General features: G+C 73.2%; 5 protein-coding genes. 1 reads left to right on the forward strand and 4 read right to left on the reverse strand.

From position 1 onward, the window contains the following. Positions 1-26: 26 nt before the first annotated feature. Together ACFQ8C_RS06980 and ACFQ8C_RS06985 are read right to left on the reverse strand one after the other, a co-directional pair. On the reverse strand, positions 27-13,484 hold the full coding sequence (locus tag ACFQ8C_RS06980) for a type I polyketide synthase (RefSeq protein WP_383453055.1): 13,458 nt from the start codon (positions 13,482-13,484) through the stop codon (positions 27-29). A gap of 166 nt (positions 13,485-13,650) precedes the next feature. Further along, the gene (locus ACFQ8C_RS06985) at positions 13,651-15,450 is read right to left on the reverse strand and encodes an acyl-CoA dehydrogenase (RefSeq protein ID WP_383453057.1); all 1,800 of its coding nucleotides are present in this window, start codon (positions 15,448-15,450) and stop codon (positions 13,651-13,653) included. Between the two features lie 411 nt (positions 15,451-15,861). On the opposite strand from ACFQ8C_RS06985, the gene lpdA reads away from it, so the two are divergent. Further along, positions 15,862-17,250 (forward strand): dihydrolipoyl dehydrogenase, encoded by a 1,389-nt coding sequence (gene lpdA, locus ACFQ8C_RS06990; protein WP_383453059.1) that lies wholly within the window; start codon positions 15,862-15,864, stop codon positions 17,248-17,250. Positions 17,251-17,292: 42 nt separating this feature from the next. On the opposite strand, the gene ACFQ8C_RS06995 is transcribed toward lpdA, so the two are convergent. Together ACFQ8C_RS06995 and ACFQ8C_RS07000 are read right to left on the reverse strand one after the other, a co-directional pair. After that, positions 17,293-17,499: an acyl-CoA carboxylase subunit epsilon gene (locus tag ACFQ8C_RS06995; protein WP_383453061.1), complete on the reverse strand. Its 207-nt coding sequence runs from the start codon at positions 17,497-17,499 to the stop codon at positions 17,293-17,295. Between the two features lie 25 nt (positions 17,500-17,524). Next, positions 17,525-17,830: carboxyl transferase domain-containing protein (locus tag ACFQ8C_RS07000; RefSeq protein WP_383453063.1), on the reverse strand; the 306-nt coding region annotated here is incomplete at its 5' end.

Genomic DNA, 17,830 nt, shown 5'->3' on the forward strand with positions numbered 1-17,830 from the left:
CGGTGGGTGCGTCGGTCATGTGCCGTTCAGAGCTCCCCGTCGATGAAGGCGAAGAGCTCGTCGTCGCTGGCCGTGTCGACGTCGACCGTGGGGGCCTCGTCGTCGGCGGCGGTCCTGGCCGCGCCGGCGTTCGGCGTGGCGCCGTCGCCGTACCTCTCCAGCAGTTCCTGGAGCCGTCCGATGAGACGGGCGCGCGCCGGGTCGGTCGCCGAGGCGGCGGCCAGCAGGTCGTCGACGAGGACCAGCTTGGCCAGGACCTGGTCGGTCGAGGGGCGCCGGCTGCGGACCAGCTCCTCGCGGAGGTGTTCGGCGAGCGCCAGCGGCGTGGGGTAGTCGAAGGCGAGGGTGGCGGAGAGCCGGAGCCCGGTCGCCTTGTTCATGCGGTTGCGCAGTTCGACGGCGCTGAGCGAGTCGAAGCCGAGGACCTTGAACGTCTGCTCCGGTCCGACGGCGGTGGCCGAGTCGTGGCCGAGGACCCCCGAGGCCTGGCCGCAGACCACTTCGAGGAGCAGGTCGCGCTGTTCGTCCTCGGAGAGGGTGTCGAGGCGGTCCGCCAGCGTCGGGCCCGTCTCGGACCCGCCCGCCGTGGTGGCGGCGGCCGCGGCGGCCGGCTTGCGGTTCGGCTGCCGTACGAGTCCGGTCAGCAGGGGCGGCAGGGTGCCCGCCGCCGCCTGCTCGCGCAGGGACGCGGTGTCCAGGCGCAGGGCGATGACCAGGCTCTCCGGGGTGCCGTGGGCGGCGTCGAAGAAGGCCAGGCCCTCGGCCGAGTCCATGGCGGCGATCCCGGCCCGGCTGAGCCTGCGTACCGCGAGCTCGTCGAGGTGCTCGGTCATGGCGCTGCGCTCGGCCCAGAAGCCCCAGGCCATCGCGGTGCCGGGGAGCCCCTGCGCGCGGCGGTGGCCCGCGAGGGCGTCGAGGAAGACGTTGGCCGCGGCGTAGTGCGCCTGTCCGGCGGTGCCGAAGGTGCCGGCGGCGCCGGAGAAGAGGACGAACTCCGCCAGGTCGAGGTCGCGGGTCAGCTCGTGGAGGTTGAGGGCCGCGTCCACCTTGGGGCGCAGTACGGCGTCCACCTGCTCGGCCGTCAGCGATTCCAGTACGCCGTCGTCGAGGACGCCGGCGGCGTGGATCACCGCGGTCAGCGGGTGGGCGGCGGGTACGTCGGCGAGGACGGCCGCCAGCGCGTCGCGGTCGGCCGCGTCGCAGGCGGCGACGGTCACGGCGACGCCCTTCGCCGTGAGTTCGGCGACGAGCTCGCCCGCGCCGGGGGCCGTCGCGCCGGACCGGGCGGTGAGCAGCAGGTGGCGCACGCCGTGCGCGTCCGCGAGGTGCCGGGCGACGAGGCGGCCGAGGGTGCCGGTGCCGCCCGTGACGAGGACGGTGCCGTCGGCGTCGTAGGAGGGGCGGGCGGGCGCGGATCCGGTGTCCGGTCCGGTCATCCGGGCCAGGCGGGCCGCGAGCGTCCTGCCCTCGCGTACGGCGAGCTGCGGTTCGCCGCCGGCGGCGGCGACCGTCAGCGCGGCGGCCACGGCCTCCGCGGCCTCGTCCTCGTCCCTGCCGTCGCCCGCGAGGTCCACGAGTGCGAACCGGCCCGGGTTCTCCGTCTGGGCGGAGCGCAGCAGGCCCCAGATCGCGGCGTGTTCGAGGTCGCTCGCGGCTTCGCCGGGGGCGGCCGCGACGGCTCCCTCGGTGACGAGCACGAGGCGGGTGCCGGCGAGGCCGTCCTCGCGCAGCCAGCGCTGGACGAGGTCGAGCGCGGAGCGCGTCGCCGTGCGGACGGCGTCCGCGGTCGGCGGCGTCGCGGCCGGGGACGGGGGCAGCGGCCAGAGCACCGCGTCGGGGGCGGGTGCCCCGGCGGCCACCGCGGCGGCCAGGGCGGCCGGGTCGGCGTACGCGGCGGGCTTGTCCGCGCCGGTGGCGGTGGCGGCCTCGGTGAGCAGCGCGGCGAGGTCGCCGGCGGGGCCGGCCGTGTCGGGGCCCGCCTCCTCGGGGTCGGCGAGCAGCGCCCAGGTCCGCGGGGTCGCGGCCGGGGCCGTGACCGGGGTCCACAGGAGCCGGTGGAGGGGTTCGGCCGTGCGGTCGTCGCGCAGCTGGTCGTCGGTGATCTCCCGCAGGACCAGGGAGTCGACGGTCGCGACGGGCCGTCCTTCGGTGTCGCCGACGGTCACCCGCACGCCGTCCTGGCCCACCGGGGCGAGCCGGACGCGTACGGCGGTGGCGCCGGTGCGGAGGATCCGCGCGCCGGTCCAGGAGAACGGCAGCCTGCGCCGGCCGCCGCCCTGGAGGAAGGTGCCGTGGAGCGCCGCGTCGAGCAGGGCCGGGTGGAGGCCGTAGGCCGCCGCCTCCTGCTGGTGCTCCTGGGGCAGGGTCACTTCGGCGTAGACGTCGTCGCCGGCGCGCCAGGCGGCGGTGAGGCCGCGGAAGGCCGGCCCGTACTCGTAGTTCGCCTCGTCGAAGGAGGCGTAGAGGGCGTCCAGGTCGACCGGTGCGGCGTCGGCCGGGAGCCATCCGTCGGCCGGGAGCCGTTCGGCGTCCGGGACGGGGACCGTTTCCCCGGCGGGGGCGAGCGCGCCGGTCGCGTGCCGCAGCCAGGTGCCGTCGGTCGCGCCGGTGAGGCGGGAGTGGAGGGTGAAGGCGCGGCGTCCCTCGTCGTCGGCGGCGCCGACCTCGACGTGGAGGTCCACGGAGCCCTGCTCGGGGAGGAGCAGCGGGTTCTCCAGGGTGAGCTCCTCCAGGAGCTCGCAGCCGGTGCGCTCGCCGGCGTGCAGGGCCAGGTCGACGAAGGCCGTGCCGGGCAGCAGCAGGGTTCCGGAGAGGCCGTGGTCGGCGAGCCAGCTCTGGGAGCCCGGGGAGAGCCGGCCGGTGAGGATCACTCCGCCGGTCTCGGGCCGGGTGACCTGCGCGCCGAGCAGCGGGTGGGCCGCCGGGGCGACGCCGAGCTCGCCGGCCGCCTCCGCCGGCGAGCCGCCGCGGGAGGTGTCGAGCCACAGGAACTGCTGCTGGAAGGGGTACGTCGGGAGGTCGACGTGGTGTGCGCCGCTCCCGGCGAAGAGCGCGGCGCGGTCGATGTCGGCGCCGTGGACGTGGAGTTCGGCCAGGGATGCGAGGAAGCGGGCGGTGCCGCCTTCGTCGCGGCGCAGCGATCCGACGACGACGGCGTCGACGTCCTGGTCGGCGGCGGTGTCCTGCACTCCGGAGACGAGCACCGGGTGGGGGCTGGCCTCGACGAAGAAGCGGTGGCCGTGGTCGACGAGGGCGGTGACGGCCCGCTCGAACTGGACGGTGTTGCGGAGGTTCTCGTACCAGTAGTCGCCGGTCAGGCGGGTGGTGTCGAGGGGCTCTCCGGTGACGGTGGAGTAGAACGGCACCTCGGCGGCGCGCGGGCTGACGCCGGCGAGCAGCTTGGCCAGTTCCTCCTTGATCTCCTCGACGTAGGGGGAGTGGGAGGCGTAGTCGACGGGGATGCGGCGGGCCCTGATCCCTTCGGACTCGCAGCGTTCCATCAGGTCGGTGAGGGCGTCGGGTTCTCCGGCGACGACCGTCGACGAGGGGCCGTTGACGGTGGCGACGGCGAGGGTGTCCTCGTGTCCGGCGATGAGTTCGCGCACGCGGGCGGCGGGGCCGGCGACGGCGACCATGCCGCCGCGTCCGGCGAGCGCGCCCAGCGCCTGGCTGCGCAGGGCCACGACCCGGGCCGCGTCCTCCAACGACAACGCACCCGCGACACACGCCGCCGCGATCTCACCCTGCGAATGACCGATCACCGCATCCGGCGACACCCCGTACGAACGCCACACCTCCGCCAACGACACCATCACCGCGAACAGAGCAGGCTGCACCACATCCACCCGCTCCAACGACGGCGCACCCTCCTCACCCCGCAACACCGCCGACAACGACCAGTCCACGAACGCCGACAGAGCAACCTCACACTCCGCCACACGCCCCGCGAACACCTCCGACTCCTCCAACAACCCCGCAGCCATCCCCACCCACTGCGACCCCTGACCCGGGAACACGAAGACGGTGCCGCCCTCGGTGGCCCGGCCGGTCAGGAGTCCCGCGTCGTCGGTGGTGGTGGCGGTGGGGCCGGAGAGCGCGTCGAGGGCCGTGCGGACGGCGTCGCGGTCCGTGGCGGTGATCGCCGCGCGGTGCTCGAACGCCGTCCTGGTGGTGGCGAGCGCGTGGCCGATGTCGGTGAGGCTCTGCTCGGGGTGGGCGTCGAGGTGGTGGGCGAGCCGTGCCGCCTGGTCGCGCAGGGCCTGCTCGGTCCGGCCGTACAGCAGCCACGGCGCGGCGGGGGCGGGGGTGGACGCGGCCGGGGCCTCGTCCGCCGTCTCCGGCTCCTCCGGGGCCTGCTCCAGGATGAGGTGGACGTTCGTGCCGCTGATGCCGAAGGCGGAGACGCCGGCCCGGCGCCGGTCGCCGGTCACGGGCCAGTCGCGGGTCTCGGCGAGCGGCTGTACGGCACCGGCCGACCAGTCCACGTGGCTGGAGGGCGCGTCGAAGTGCAGGATCCTGGGGAGCCGGCCGTGGCGGAGCGCCATCACGGTCTTGATGACGCCGGCGACTCCGGCGGCGGCCTGCGGGTGGGCGATGTTCGACTTCAGGGAGCCGAGGAGCAGCGGCCGGTCCGCGGGGCGTCCCTGGCCGTACGTGGCGAGCAGCGCCTGCGCCTCGATGGGGTCGCCGAGCCGGGTGCCGGTGCCGTGCGCCTCGACGGCGTCGACGTCGGAGGCCGAGACGCCCGCGTTGGCGAGGGCCTGGCGGATGACGCGCTGCTGGGAGGGGCCGCTGGGTGCGGAGAGTCCGTTGCTCGCGCCGTCCTGGTTGGTGGCGGAGCCGCGGATGACGGCCAGGACGTGGTGTCCGTTGCGGCGGGCGTCGGAGAGCCGCTCCAGGACGACCATGCCGGCGCCCTCGCCCCAGCCGATGCCGTCGGCGGCGTCGGAGAAGGGCTTGCAGCGGCTGTCGGTGGCGAGTCCGCGCTGGCGGCTGAACTCCATGAACATGCCGGGCGCGGCCATGATCGTCACGCCGCCGGCCAGGGCGAGCGCGCATTCGCCGGCGCGCAGTGCCTGGGCCGCCATGTGGATGGTGACCAGGGAGGACGAGCAGGCGGTGTCCACGGTGTAGGCGGGGCCTTCGAGGCCGAGGACGTACGAGATCCGGCCGGAGACCACGCTGGAGGACTTGCCGGTCACCAGGTAGCCCTCGAAGCCCTCCGGGGCCTCGTGGAAGCGGGCGAAGTAGTCCTGGTAGACCATGCCGGCGAAGACGCCGGTGGAGCTGCCGCGGAGGGTGGCCGGGTCGATGCCGGCGCGCTCCAGGGCCTCGTACGAGACCTGGAGCAGGACGCGCTGCTGCGGGTCCATGGCGAGGGCCTCGCGCGGTGCGATCCCGAAGAAGGTGGGGTCGAAGTCGGCGGCGTCGTAGAGGAATCCGCCTTCGCGGGAGTAGCTCTTGCCGGAGGCCTCGGGGTCCGGGTCGTAGAGGTTCTCCAGGTCCCAGCCGCGGTTGTCGGGGAGGTCGCCGACGGCGTCGCGCTCGCCGATGAGCAGGTCCCAGAACTCGTCCGGGGTGGTGACGTCGCCGGGGAAGCGGCAGCCCATGCCGACGATGGCGATCGGGTCGTCGTCCGGCGCTGCCGCCACCGCCGCGGGTGCGCCGGCGTCCGTGGCCGGCCGCTGGTCGTCGGCGCCGACGAGCCGGGTGCGCAGGTAGGCGGCGAGGGCCTCCGGGGTGGGGTTGTCGAAGAGGAGGGTGGTGGGCAGCCGCAGGCCGGTGGAGGCGGCGAGGCGGTTGCGCATCTCGACGACGGTCAGGGAGTCGAAGCCGATCTCCTTGAACGCCCGGCCGGCCGTGATCCCGGCCGGGGTGGCGTGGCCGAGGACGGTGGCGGCCTGGGCGCGGACCAGTTCCAGGACGGCCCGCTGCTGCTCGGGCCCGGTGAGTCCGGCGAGGGTGTCGGCGAGCGCGGACTGACCGTCGGCGGTGGAGGCGGAGGCGGCGGCGTTCAGGGCCGCGCGCGCCTCGGGCAGTTCGGAGAGCAGGGGGCTCGGCCGGGTCGCCTGGAACCGGGGCGCGAAGAGCTCCCAGTCGATGTCGGCGACGACGAGCGAGGCGTCCGGCCCGGCGACGGCCCCCGGCAGGGCCGCGACGGCCTGCTCGGGCGGCATGCCGGGGATGCCGAGGCGGCGCATGCGCTCCTCGACGGCGCCGTCGGCCATGCCGCCGCCGCCCCAGACGCCCCAGGCGACCGCGGTGGCGGGCAGGCCCTGGGAGCGGCGCAGCCGGGCGAGCGCGTCGAGGGAGGCGTTGGCGGCGGCGTAGGCGGCCTGGCCGCCGTTGCCGAGGATGCCCATGACGGAGGAGAAGAGGACGAAGGCGTCGAGTTCCAGGCCCGCGGTGAGCTCGTGCAGGTGGAGCGCGGCGGTCGTCTTCGGGCGGAGGACGCCGGCGAGGGAGTCCGGGGTGAGGGCGTCGAGGGTGGCGTCGTCGAGGACGCCGGCGGTGTGGACCACGGCCGTCAGCGGCCGGTCGGCCGGAACCGACGCCAGCACCCGGGTGAGCGCCTCGCGGTCCGCCGCGTCACACTCCTCCACCGCCACCGACACACCGAGCTCCGACAGCTCCGCCACCAGCTCGGCAGCGCCCGGAGCGGCCATGCCCCGACGGCTCGTCAGCACCAGGTGCTCCGCACCGTTGCCCGCCAGCCAGCGCGCGAACCGCGCACCCAGCGCACCCGTACCACCGGTCACGAGCACCGAGCCCGACGGACGCCACGTCCGCTCCTCGTCCACGGTGCCCGTCGCACGCACCAGGCGACGGCCCAGCACGCCCTCGGCGCGCACCGCCACCTGGTCCTCGCCGCCACCGGCGGCCAGAACACCCGTCACACGACCGGACACCAGTTCGTCCACGGTCTCCGGCAGGTCGATCAGACCGCCCCAGCGGTTGGGGTGCTCGATGCCGACGACGGCGCCGAGGCCCCAGAGCTGGGCCTGGACCGGGTCGGAGGCCGGGTCGCCGTCGACGGCGTCGACGGCCGAACGGGTCACGCACCACAGCGGTGCCGTGACACCCGCGTCGCCGAGCGCCTGGACGAGGGCGAGCGTGCCGTGCAGCGCCGCCGACACCTCCGGGTGGTCCTGGCCGTGCCCGGTGGCGAGGGCGAGCAGCGACAGTACGCCGGCGACCTCCAGGCCCGTGGGCTCGATGGAATCCGTGGGCTCGGTGGAGTCGGTGGGCTCGGTGGGATCCGTGAGCTTCCGCAGCGCCCCGGCCAGCCGTACGCGGTCGGTGTCGGCGCCGACCGGGAGGAGGACGACCCGCGCGCCGCGCCGGGTCACCTCGTCCCGCAGCCGGTCGACGACGTCGGCCGCCGCCGGGGCGGGATCGGCCGGGACGGCCAGCAGCCACGTGCCCTGGAGCACGGGGCGCCGGCTGTCGCCGACGGGCCGCCAGACGGTCCGGTACCTGCGGTCGGCCGCGTCGGACAGGTCGCGGCCCTGCCTGCGCCACGCCGACAGCAGCGGCAGCAGCGTGTCGAGGGCGTCCGGGTCCGGGGCGTCCAGGACGGTGCCGAGGGCGGCGCGGTCGCCGCGGTCGACGGCGTCCCACAGCGCGGCGTCGCGCGCGGAGGCGCCGTCGGCGGGGGCGGGGGCCACGGGCTCCTGCCAGTACCGCTCGCGCTGGAAGGCGTACGTGGGCAGCTCGACGATCGCGCCGCCGGGGAGGGCGGGCCGCCAGTCGACGTCGACGCCGCCGACCTGCAGCTGCGCGAGCGACAGCAGGAAGCGCGCCGTGCCGCCCTCGCCGCGCCGCAGCGAGCCGAGGACGACGACGGAGTCGTCGTCGGCGGCGGCCGTGACGGCCTCCGCCGTCTCCTGGATGGCGGTGGTGAGGACCGGGTGGGGGCTGATCTCGACGAACACCTCGTGCCCGGTCTCCATCAGCCGCCGGGTGGTCTCCTCGAACCGGACGGTGGTGCGGAGGTTCTCGTACCAGTAGTCGCCGGTCAGGCGGGTGGTGTCGAGGGGCTCTCCGGTGACGGTGGAGTAGAACGGCACCTCGGCGGCGCGCGGACCGACGGCGGCGAGCAACTTGGCCAGCTCCCCCTCGATCTCCTCCACGTGATGGGAGTGGGAGGCGTAGTCGACGGGGATGCGGCGCGCCCGGACGTCCTCGGCGGCGCACTCCTCCATCAGCTCGTCGAGCGCCTGCGAGTCGCCGGAGACGACGGTGGACAGGGGGCCGTTGGTGGCGGCGATGCCGATGCGGCCGTCCCAGCGGGTCAGCCGCAGGCGGGACTCGTCGGCGGTGAGCGGCAGGAAGACCATGCCGCCGCGTCCGGCGAGCGCACCGATCGCCTGGCTGCGCAGGGCCACGACCCGGGCCGCGTCCTCCAACGACAACGCACCCGCGACACACGCCGCCGCGATCTCACCCTGCGAATGACCGATCACCGCATCCGGCGACACCCCGTACGAACGCCACACCTCCGCCAACGACACCATCACCGCGAACAGAGCAGGCTGCACCACATCCACCCGCTCCAACGACGGCGCACCCTCCTCACCCCGCAACACCGCCGACAACGACCAGTCCACGAACGCCGACAGAGCAACCTCACACTCCGCCACACGCCCCGCGAACACCTCCGACTCCTCCAACAACCCCGCAGCCATCCCCACCCACTGCGACCCCTGACCCGGGAACACGAAGACGGTCTTGCGGCCGCTGGAGGCGTGGCCCTGGACGACCCGCGGGTCGGCCTCGTCGCGACCCAACGCGTCGAGTCCGCCGAGGAGTTCGTCACGGTCGGCGCCGACGACGACGGCCCGGTGCTCCATCGCGGTACGCGTCTCGACGAGCGACAGGCCGATGTCGGCCGGGTCGGTGCCGGGCGCGCCCGCCACGTGGGCGTGCAGCCGCGCGGCCTGGGCGCGCAGCGCCTCGGGGGTACGGGCGGAGAGGATCCAGGGGAGCGCGGCCGCCGGGCGGACGGACTCCGGGCGGACGGGCTCCGCGACCGGCTCGGACGACTCGGACGACTCGTCCGGGGCCTGCTCCAGGATGAGGTGCGCGTTGGTGCCGCTCACGCCGAAGGACGAGACGGCACCCCGGCGGGCCCGGCCGGTCTCGGGCCACGGGGTGGCCTCGGTGAGCAGGGAGACGGCGCCGGCCGACCAGTCGACGTGCGACGTGGGCGCGTCGACGTGCAGGGTCTTCGGCAGCAGCCCGTTCCTGAGGGCCATCACGGTCTTGATCACACCCGCGACACCGGCCGCGGCCTGGGCGTGACCGATGTTCGACTTCAGGGAGCCGAGCCACAGCGGCCGGTCCTCGGGACGGTCCTGCCCGTACGTGGCGAGCAGCGCCTGCGCCTCGATCGGGTCGCCCAGCCGCGTACCCGTGCCGTGCGCCTCCACCACGTCCACCTCGGACGCCGGGACGCCCGCGTTGGCGAGGGCCTGGCGGATGACGCGCTGCTGGGAGGGGCCGTTGGGCGCGGTCAGACCGTTGCTCGCGCCGTCCTGGTTGACGGCGGAGCCGCGGATGACGGCCAGCACCCGGTGCCCGTTGCGGCGGGCGTCGGAGAGCCGCTCCAGGACGACCATGCCGATGCCCTCGGCCCAGCCCGTACCGTCCGCCGCCTCGGCGAACGCCTTGCAGCGGCCGTCCGCCGACAGCCCGCGCTGCCGGCTGAACTCGACGAACATGCCAGGCGACGACAGCACCGTCGCCCCGCCCGCCAGCGCCATGCCGCACTCCCCGCGCCGCAGCGCCTGCACCGCCAGGTGCAGGGCCACCAGGGAGGAGGAGCAGGCCGTGTCGACGGTGAGGGCGGCGCCCTCGAAGCCGTAGGTGTACGAGATCCGCCCCGAGGCCACACTGGGCGTGCCGCCGGTCAGGGCGTATCCCTCGGCGCCGCCGGACACCTCGTGGAGGCGGGCGCCGTACTCCTGCGCGGTCGCGCCCACGAACACCCCGGTGTCGCTGCCGCGCAGCCGCTCGACGTCGATCCCGGCCCGTTCGAGGGCCTCCCAGGAGACTTCGAGGAGCAGCCGCTGCTGGGGCTCCATCGCGGCGGCCTCGCGCGGCGAGATGCCGAAGACCGACGGGTCGAAGAGCGGGGCGTCGTAGAGGAAGCCGCCGGAGCGGGTGTACGTCGTGCCCGGACGCTCGGGATCCGCGTCGTACAGGCCGTCGAGGTCCCAGCCCCGGTCGGACGGGAAGCCGGAGACGGCGTCGCCGCCCGCCACCAGGAGGTCCCACAGGTCCTCGGGGGAGTTCACCCCGCCGGGAAGCCGGCAGCCCATGCCGACGATCGCGATGGGCTCGTCCTCCCCCGCGGCCCGCACGACGGCCGACGGGGCGGCCTCGCCGGCCGACGGGGCGGCCTCGCCGGCCGCGCCCGTACCGAACAGCTCGGCGTCCAGGAACCGGCCCACGGCCTGCGAGGTGGGGTGGTCGTAGAGCAGCGTCGCGGGCAGCGCGGCCCCGGTCTCGGCGACGAGCCCGTCACGGAGCTCCACCGCCGTGAGGGACTCGACCCCGAGCGACTTGAAGCTGTGCGTCGGGTCGATCTGGTGACCCCCCGCGTACCCCAGCAGAGCGGCGGCGTGCGCCCGCACCAGATCCGTCAGCGCGCGGACGCGCTCGGCGGGCTGGAGGGCGGCGAGCCGCTCGCGCAGGGCACCGGCAGCGGTCTCGGGCTCTTCGGCCGTCCCCGGTTCCGGTTCCGGCACGGAGGCCGCCTGCCGCCTGACGCCAGGGGCACCGTCCAGCCAGTGGCGGGCCCGCTGGAAGGCGTACGTGGGCAGCTCGACGCGTCGGCCCACGGGCTCGTCCTCGATGCCCAGCGGCAGCCGGTCGAGCACGCCGTTCGCGTAGAGGGCCGCCGCCGAGGCGAGGGCGACCCGCGTCTCGGGCTGCTCGCGGCGGAGGACGGGCACCAGGACCGCGTCGGTGTCCTCGGGAAGGCAGGTGCGGGCCATGCCCGTCAGCACACCATCAGGACCCAACTCCAGGTACGCGCCCACACCTTCGGCATCCAGCACACGCACCACGTCAAGGAAACGGACCGCCTCACGGACATGCCGCACCCAGTACTCCGGCTCCGCGATCTCCTCGGAAACGAGAGACCCGGTCAACGCCGACACGAACGGAATCTCCGGCGTCCGGAACTCCAGACCCGCCACGACCTCACGGAACGCGTCCAGCATCGGATCCATCAGCGGGGAGTGGAAGGCGTGGCTGACCCGCAGCCGCTTCGACCGCACCCCCTGCGCCGTCAAAGCCTCCACCACGGCCTGAACCGCAGCCTCGATACCCGAGACCACGACCGCCTCGGGCCCGTTGACCGCCGCGATCGCCGCACCCTCGACCAGCAGAGGAACAACCCGCTCCTCCGCCGCCTCGACCGCGACCATCACACCACCCTCAGGCAGCGCCTCCATCAACCCACCACGCGCCACCACCAGGGCAGCCGCGTCCCGCAGGGACAGGACACCCGCCGCGTGCGCGGCCGCGATCTCACCCACCGAATGACCGGCGACGAAAGCCGGACGCACACCCCACGACTCGACGAGCCGGAACAGCGCCACCTCGACCGCGAACAGCGCGGGCTGGGTGAAGCCCGTACGGTCCAACAGCCCCTCGCCCTCGCCCTCGAAGACGACGTCCTTCAGAGCACGACCCAGCAGCGGATCCAGCTCCGCGCACACCGCGTCGAACGCCTCCGCGAACACCGGGAACGACTCGTACAACCCACGACCCATCCCCAGCCGCTGCGCACCCTGCCCCGTGAACAGCAACGCCACAGCAGACCCACGATCCGCAGCAGCCACACCCCGCACCACACCCGCCACCCGGCGGCCGTCCTCCACCACCGACGCAAGCCCCGCGAGCAACCCCTCACGGCCCTCCGCCACCACCACCGCACGATGCTCGAAGGCCGTGCGCGTCACCGCCAGCGCATGGCTGAGCGCGGTCGGGTCGAGGTCCGTCCCGTCGGAGACGTACGCGCTCAGTCGCCGCGCCTGCGCGCGAAGCGCGGCCGACGTGGTCCCCGAGACGACGAAGGGCAGCGCGCGCGGCTCACCGTCGCGCGGAGCCTCCGCGTCGGCGGTGGTGCCGGCGGGTGCCTCGCCGAGGACCACGTGGCAGTTGGTGCCGCCCAGGCCGAACGAGCTGACGCCGGCGACCAGGGGTCGCTCGGGGTCGGCCCAGGAGCTGTTCTCCGTGACGACCTTCAGCCGCAGCTCGTCGAACGGGATCTCCGGTCGGGGGGTCTCGAAGTGGAGGCTCGCCGGCAGGCGGCGGTGGGTGAGGGCGAGCACGGCCTTGATGAGGCCGCTGATGCCGGCGGCGCCCTCCAGGTGGCCGATGTTGGTCTTGACCGAGCCGACGAGCAGGGGCCGGTCCGCGGCGCGGCCGGTGCCGAGGACGGCGCCGAGGGCGGAGGCCTCGACGGGGTCGCCGAGCTTGGTGCCCGTGCCGTGGAGTTCGACGTACTGGACGTCCAGGGGGTCGACGCCGGCCCGCTCGTACGCGAGGCGCAGCACTTCCCGCTGGCCTTCGGGGCTGGGCGCGGTGAGGCCGTCGCCGCCTCCGTCGTTGTTGACGGCGCTGCCGCGGATCACGCAGAGGACGCGGTCGCCGTCGGCGACGGCCCGCGACAGCGGCTTGAGGACGACGATGCCGCCGCCCTCGCCGCGGACGAAGCCGTTGGCGCGGGCGTCGAAGGTGTAGCAGCGGCCGTCCGGGGAGAGGCCGCCGAACTTGGCCGCCCCGATGGTGCTTTCGGGGACGATGGTCAGGTTGACGCCGCCGACGATGGCGGTGGTCGACTCGCCGGAGCGGAGGCTCTCGCAGGCCATGTGGACGGCGACGAGGGACGAGGACTGTCCGGTGTCGACGGTGAGGCTGGGGCCGCGCAGTCCGAGGAGGTAGGACAGCCGGTTGGCCATGATGCTGCGCTGGAGGCCGGTGAAGGTGTGGCGGCCGATGGCCTCGGGGTCGCGCTGGGCGCTGAGCATCGCGTAGTCGTCGCCCATGGCGCCCATGAAGACGCCGGTGCGGGTGCCGCGCAGGGAGCCGGGCAGGATGCCGGCGTGCTCCAGGGCCTCCCAGCCGAGTTCGAGGAGGAGGCGCTGCTGCGGGTCCATGGCGGCGGCCTCGCGGGGCGAGATGCCGAAGAAGCCGGCGTCGAAGGTGTCGATGCCGTCGAGGTAGCCGCCCCACCGGCTGTTGGTCCGGCCGGGGGCGGCCCGGTCGGCGTCGTAGAACGTGTCGGCGTCCCAACGGCCGCCGGGGACTTCGGTGATGGCGTCGACGCCGTCGCTCAGCAGCTTCCAGAACGCGGCCGGGTCCGGTGCCTGGGGCAGGCGGCAGGAGAGGCCGATGACGGCGATCCCGTCCTGGGCGAGTCCGGCGGACGGGTCGGAGCCGAGTATCGAGTGCTGAGTGTTTTCCGGCATCAGTTGTTCCACCCTCACGTGTTTCCGGGGCCACTGCGGCAACGCGCGCCGACGGTCACCTGGAGGCACGGCGAGGCTGAGGCTCGGGCCCAGGGCATTGCAACGAGGCGCGTAGGAGAAGGAGTCGGCAGGAGCTAGCAGGAGTTGGCAGGAGTTGGTCTATTGCTCAGTCGGTGGTCACGGGACGGGCGATGTCCGCCACGTAGTCGTCTCCCGCGATGGGCGCACCGATGACGTCGTAGGGGACGCGCAGGGCTTCCGCGAGTTCCAGGGCGTTCGGTTCGAGGCGCTCGCAGAGTTCGTCGAGGAGCGTCGGAATCCGGCGCACCTCTTCCTTGCTCAGGAGTTCCCCGGCCAGGTACCAGCCGTCGTGGGAGGCGATCTCCTCGAGGGCGTACAGCGCGCAGAGGGTGCGGAGGGCGGTCGCGGAATCCGGTTCGGAGACCTTGTCGAGCGCGGTGCGAAGTGTGTCAAGTACGAGTCGGCCGGCGTGCGCGGCAGCAAAGCGCTCCGCCACGTCGAACTGGCCGTTCCATGCGTCGAATTCGCTCAGCCCGTTCTCCTTGGCCTTTTTCAGGCCGTCCAGGAGTTCCTGGTGGAGGGCGCTCTCGCGGGCGCGGGCGAGTGCCGTCCACGTTTCCGGTTCGAGCAGGTCGCGGCCGGAAGGGGCGGGTGCCTCTTCCGTCGGGGGCGTGTAGTCCAGTCCGGCGGCCATCGCGTAGGCCGCGTCGAGGAGGAGGATCTGATTGTCGGCGGCTGCCGCGTTCAGCGAGTGGGCGAATCCCTGGTAATCGAGGAAACGATTCTTTGAAAAGAAGCCGAGTGCGCCGCTCGCCATTCGGCAGCGGGTGGTGACCTGCTCGGCGATCCGGTCGGTCGCCACCTTCATCAGGAACGTGGTGCGGACTCCGCCGGCGGTGAGGGGCGGGGCTTCGGAGGTGGCCACGGAGTTCGCCACCGCGGAGGCGACGTAAGCGCCGGCCAATGCGCCGAAGAGGGTGCGCTGCTGATTCCGGTACCTGATGACGGGAAGGTCCGCCGCGAATCGGCCGTTCGTACGGCGCCGATGGGCGTGGCGCACCGCGACGGCGGCGCTCGCGCGGGCGGTCGCCGCCAGTCCGACGACGGCCGCCTCCCAGGCGAAGCGGATCAGGCTGAGGGTCCTGCGGCCGCGGATCGCCGGGTTGCCCAGCGGGTCGGAGAAGGCGCCCTCGGGCGTCAGCTCGGCGTTGTCGCGCAGCCAGTAGCGGAAGGGGATCCGGACGTGGTCGAAGGAGACGACCGCGCAGTCCAGGGGCATCATGGCGGTCGGTTCGAGGGCGCCGATCCGCACGCCGTCACAGGGTCCCGAGGCGTCCCGGAGCGGGACGAGGAAGCAGAACTCGCCGTGGCCGACACCGTCGACCTTGAGCTGGGCGAGGACGACGCCGAGCCGGGGGACCCCGTCGGCTCCGACGCTCGGGGGGAACTTGACGGCGGCCGGCTCCGGGGTGTTCAGGACGAATTCGCCGCTGGTGGAGTCGTATACGGCTTCCGTGCGCACGGTGGAGTTGCTGTTCCCGTGCCCCAGTTCCGTCATCAGGAGGGCGCCGACCGTCTCCGCCGAAGCCAGGCGGTCGAGCTCCTCCGAGAGATCGGTGCGGCCGCGTCCGAACTCGACCACGGAACCGATCGTCATGGAGTGGTGAAGAAACATCGCGTAGAAGAGCGACGGATCGGACATGGCCGACCATTCGAGCACCGTGAACAGCTGGTCACGGTGGGAGACGAGGGGACCTAAGGTCTCCAGGTTCTCGCTGATGTACCGCAGTCGGTCATAGGTCGTTAAGAGGCGCCGCGAATCCTGGAGCGACGGCGTCTCCTTGAAGACGTCCGCCGAGAAAATCCGCTCCAGATCGGAGCGATACGCCTCGCGCGAATCACGAAAAATCAGCGGGGCTATGCCCTGCCATACGTTCCCGTCCATGCCGACTGAAAGCCCCCGTGCCTATCAGATCCCCCGGGGCAATGCCTCCCCCTGGCAATCCGACGCTAGCACCTACCAGCCGCCCCACGGAAGGAGTGTCAGCCCACATTGCCCCTTTTTGTCGCTATTTCTTGATGAAGTTTGCGCCAACTGCCGCGCAATCGCTACAGGCTTCGACACGCCGAGTTCAAAAACTGACGGGTAATCAAGTGCGGATTTCGCAGGACCATTTGAGACCAAAGACCGCCAGAACCGGACACGGCCATCCCCAACAGGCAGGAGACCAGGGGAAGGTGAGAACATGCCAGAAGTTGGTAAGGGCCGGCAGCGCCGCACACGACCTGCTCAGGTCCGATCGCGTCCGGGTCGCCGGAGTGACGCGACCGCGAACGGAAGGGTGAATTCAAGAAGATGAGCAACGCCAGCAGCCTCTACGACATAGTCATTCTCGGCGGCGGAAGCGGGGGCTACTCCTGCGCCCTGCGAGCCACCCAACTCGGCCTGAACGTAGCCCTGATCGAGAAGGGCAAGCTGGGCGGCACCTGCCTGCACAACGGCTGCATTCCCACCAAGGCCCTGCTGCACGCCGGCGAGGTCGCCGACCAGCTCCGCGTCAGCAGCTCGTTCGGCGTGCTCTCCACCTTCGAGGGCGTCGACATGGACGGCGTGCACAAGTACAAGGACGGCGTGGTCGAAGGCCTGTACAAGGGCCTCCAGGGCACGCTCAGGGCCCGCAAGAACCTCACGCTCGTGGAGGGCGAGGGCAAGCTGGTGTCCCCGACCGCGGTCGAGGTCGGCGGCGTGCGCTACGAGGGCCGTCACGTGGTCCTGGCGACCGGCTCCCAGCCGAGGTCGCTGCCCGGCCTCGTCATCGACGGCGACCGCGTCATCTCCTCCGAGCAGGCCCTCCGCCTGGAGCGCGTCCCGGCCTCCGTCGTGATCCTCGGCGGCGGTGTGATCGGCGTCGAGTTCGCCTCCGCCTGGAAGTCGTTCGGCGCCGAGGTCACCGTCGTCGAGGGTCTCCCCCACCTGGTGCCCGCCGAGGACGAGTCCACCTCGAAGGCGCTGGAGCGGGCCTTCCGGCGGCGCAGGATCAAGTTCGAGCTCGGCTCGCGGTTCTCCGGCGTCGCGTACACCGACACCGGCGTCCGCGTCTCCCTGGAGAACGGCAAGGAGCTGGACGCCGACCTGCTCCTCGTCGCCGTCGGGCGCGGCCCCGTCTCCGCCGGGCTCGGGTACGAGGAGGTCGGCGTCGCCATGGACCGCGGCCACGTCGTGGTCGACGAGTACCTCCGCACCAACATCCCCACGATCTCCGCGGTGGGCGACCTGGTCCCCACCCTCCAGCTCGCCCACGTCGGCTTCGCCGAGGGCATCCTGGTGGCGGAGCGCGTGGCCGGCCGGCAGGTCACGCCGATCGACTACGACGGCGTCGCCAAGGTCACCTACTGCGACCCCGAGATCGCCTCCGTCGGCCTCACCGAGGAGAAGGCCAAGGCGGTGCACGGGGCCGACAAGGTGGTCACCCTCAAGTTCAACAGCGGCAGCAGCGGCAAGAACAAGATCCTCAAGGCCGGCGGCGAGATCAAGCTGGTGCAGCTCAAGAACGGCGCGGTCATCGGCCTCCACATGATCGGCCCGCGGATGAGCGAGCAGATCGGCGAAGCCCAGCTGATCTACAACTGGGAGGCCCACCCCTCCGAGGTCGCGCAGCTGATCCACGCCCACCCGACCCAGAACGAAGCGCTCGGCGAGGCCCACCTGGCCCTGGCCGGCAAGCCGCTGCACATCCACGACTGACCGGCCACCGGACCGCTTCGGGGCCCTCGGGCCCCGAGGCGGTCAGCCCCGCCAGCTGTGCGCTGCCCGGAAGCCGTTCTCGCGTTCCAGGCGGCGCCAGCCGGCGGTGGTGTGGGCCTGGCCGGTGACGGCGGGCTCGGGCTGTGCGGCGGCGCGGGCGAGGAGGATGGCGGTGATGGCGGCCAGTTCCTCGGGGTCGGCGTGGCCCTTCTCGACGCGGAGAAGGCTGGCCGTGGCAGGCGTGGTCACTTCGGTGGACTCCTTATGCCGAGTCTTACTGAGGCGGGTTGCCGTGCTTGCGGGACGGCAGGTCGGCGTGCTTGGTACGGAGCATGGCGAGGGACCGGACGAGCACCCGGCGGGTGTCGGCGGGATCGATGACGTCGTCGACCAGTCCGCGTTCGGCCGCGTAGTACGGGTGCATCAGCTCGGCCTTGTACTCCTTGACCATGCGGGCACGCATGGCCTCGGGGTCCTCGGCCTCCGCGATCTGCTTGCGGAAGATCACGTTGGCGGCGCCCTCGGCGCCCATGACCGCGATTTCGTTGGTGGGCCAGGCGTACGTCAGGTCGGCGCCGAT

The organism is Streptomyces sp. NPDC056503 (assembly GCF_042794995.1).
In the GTDB taxonomy this organism is placed as follows: domain Bacteria; phylum Actinomycetota; class Actinomycetes; order Streptomycetales; family Streptomycetaceae; genus Streptomyces.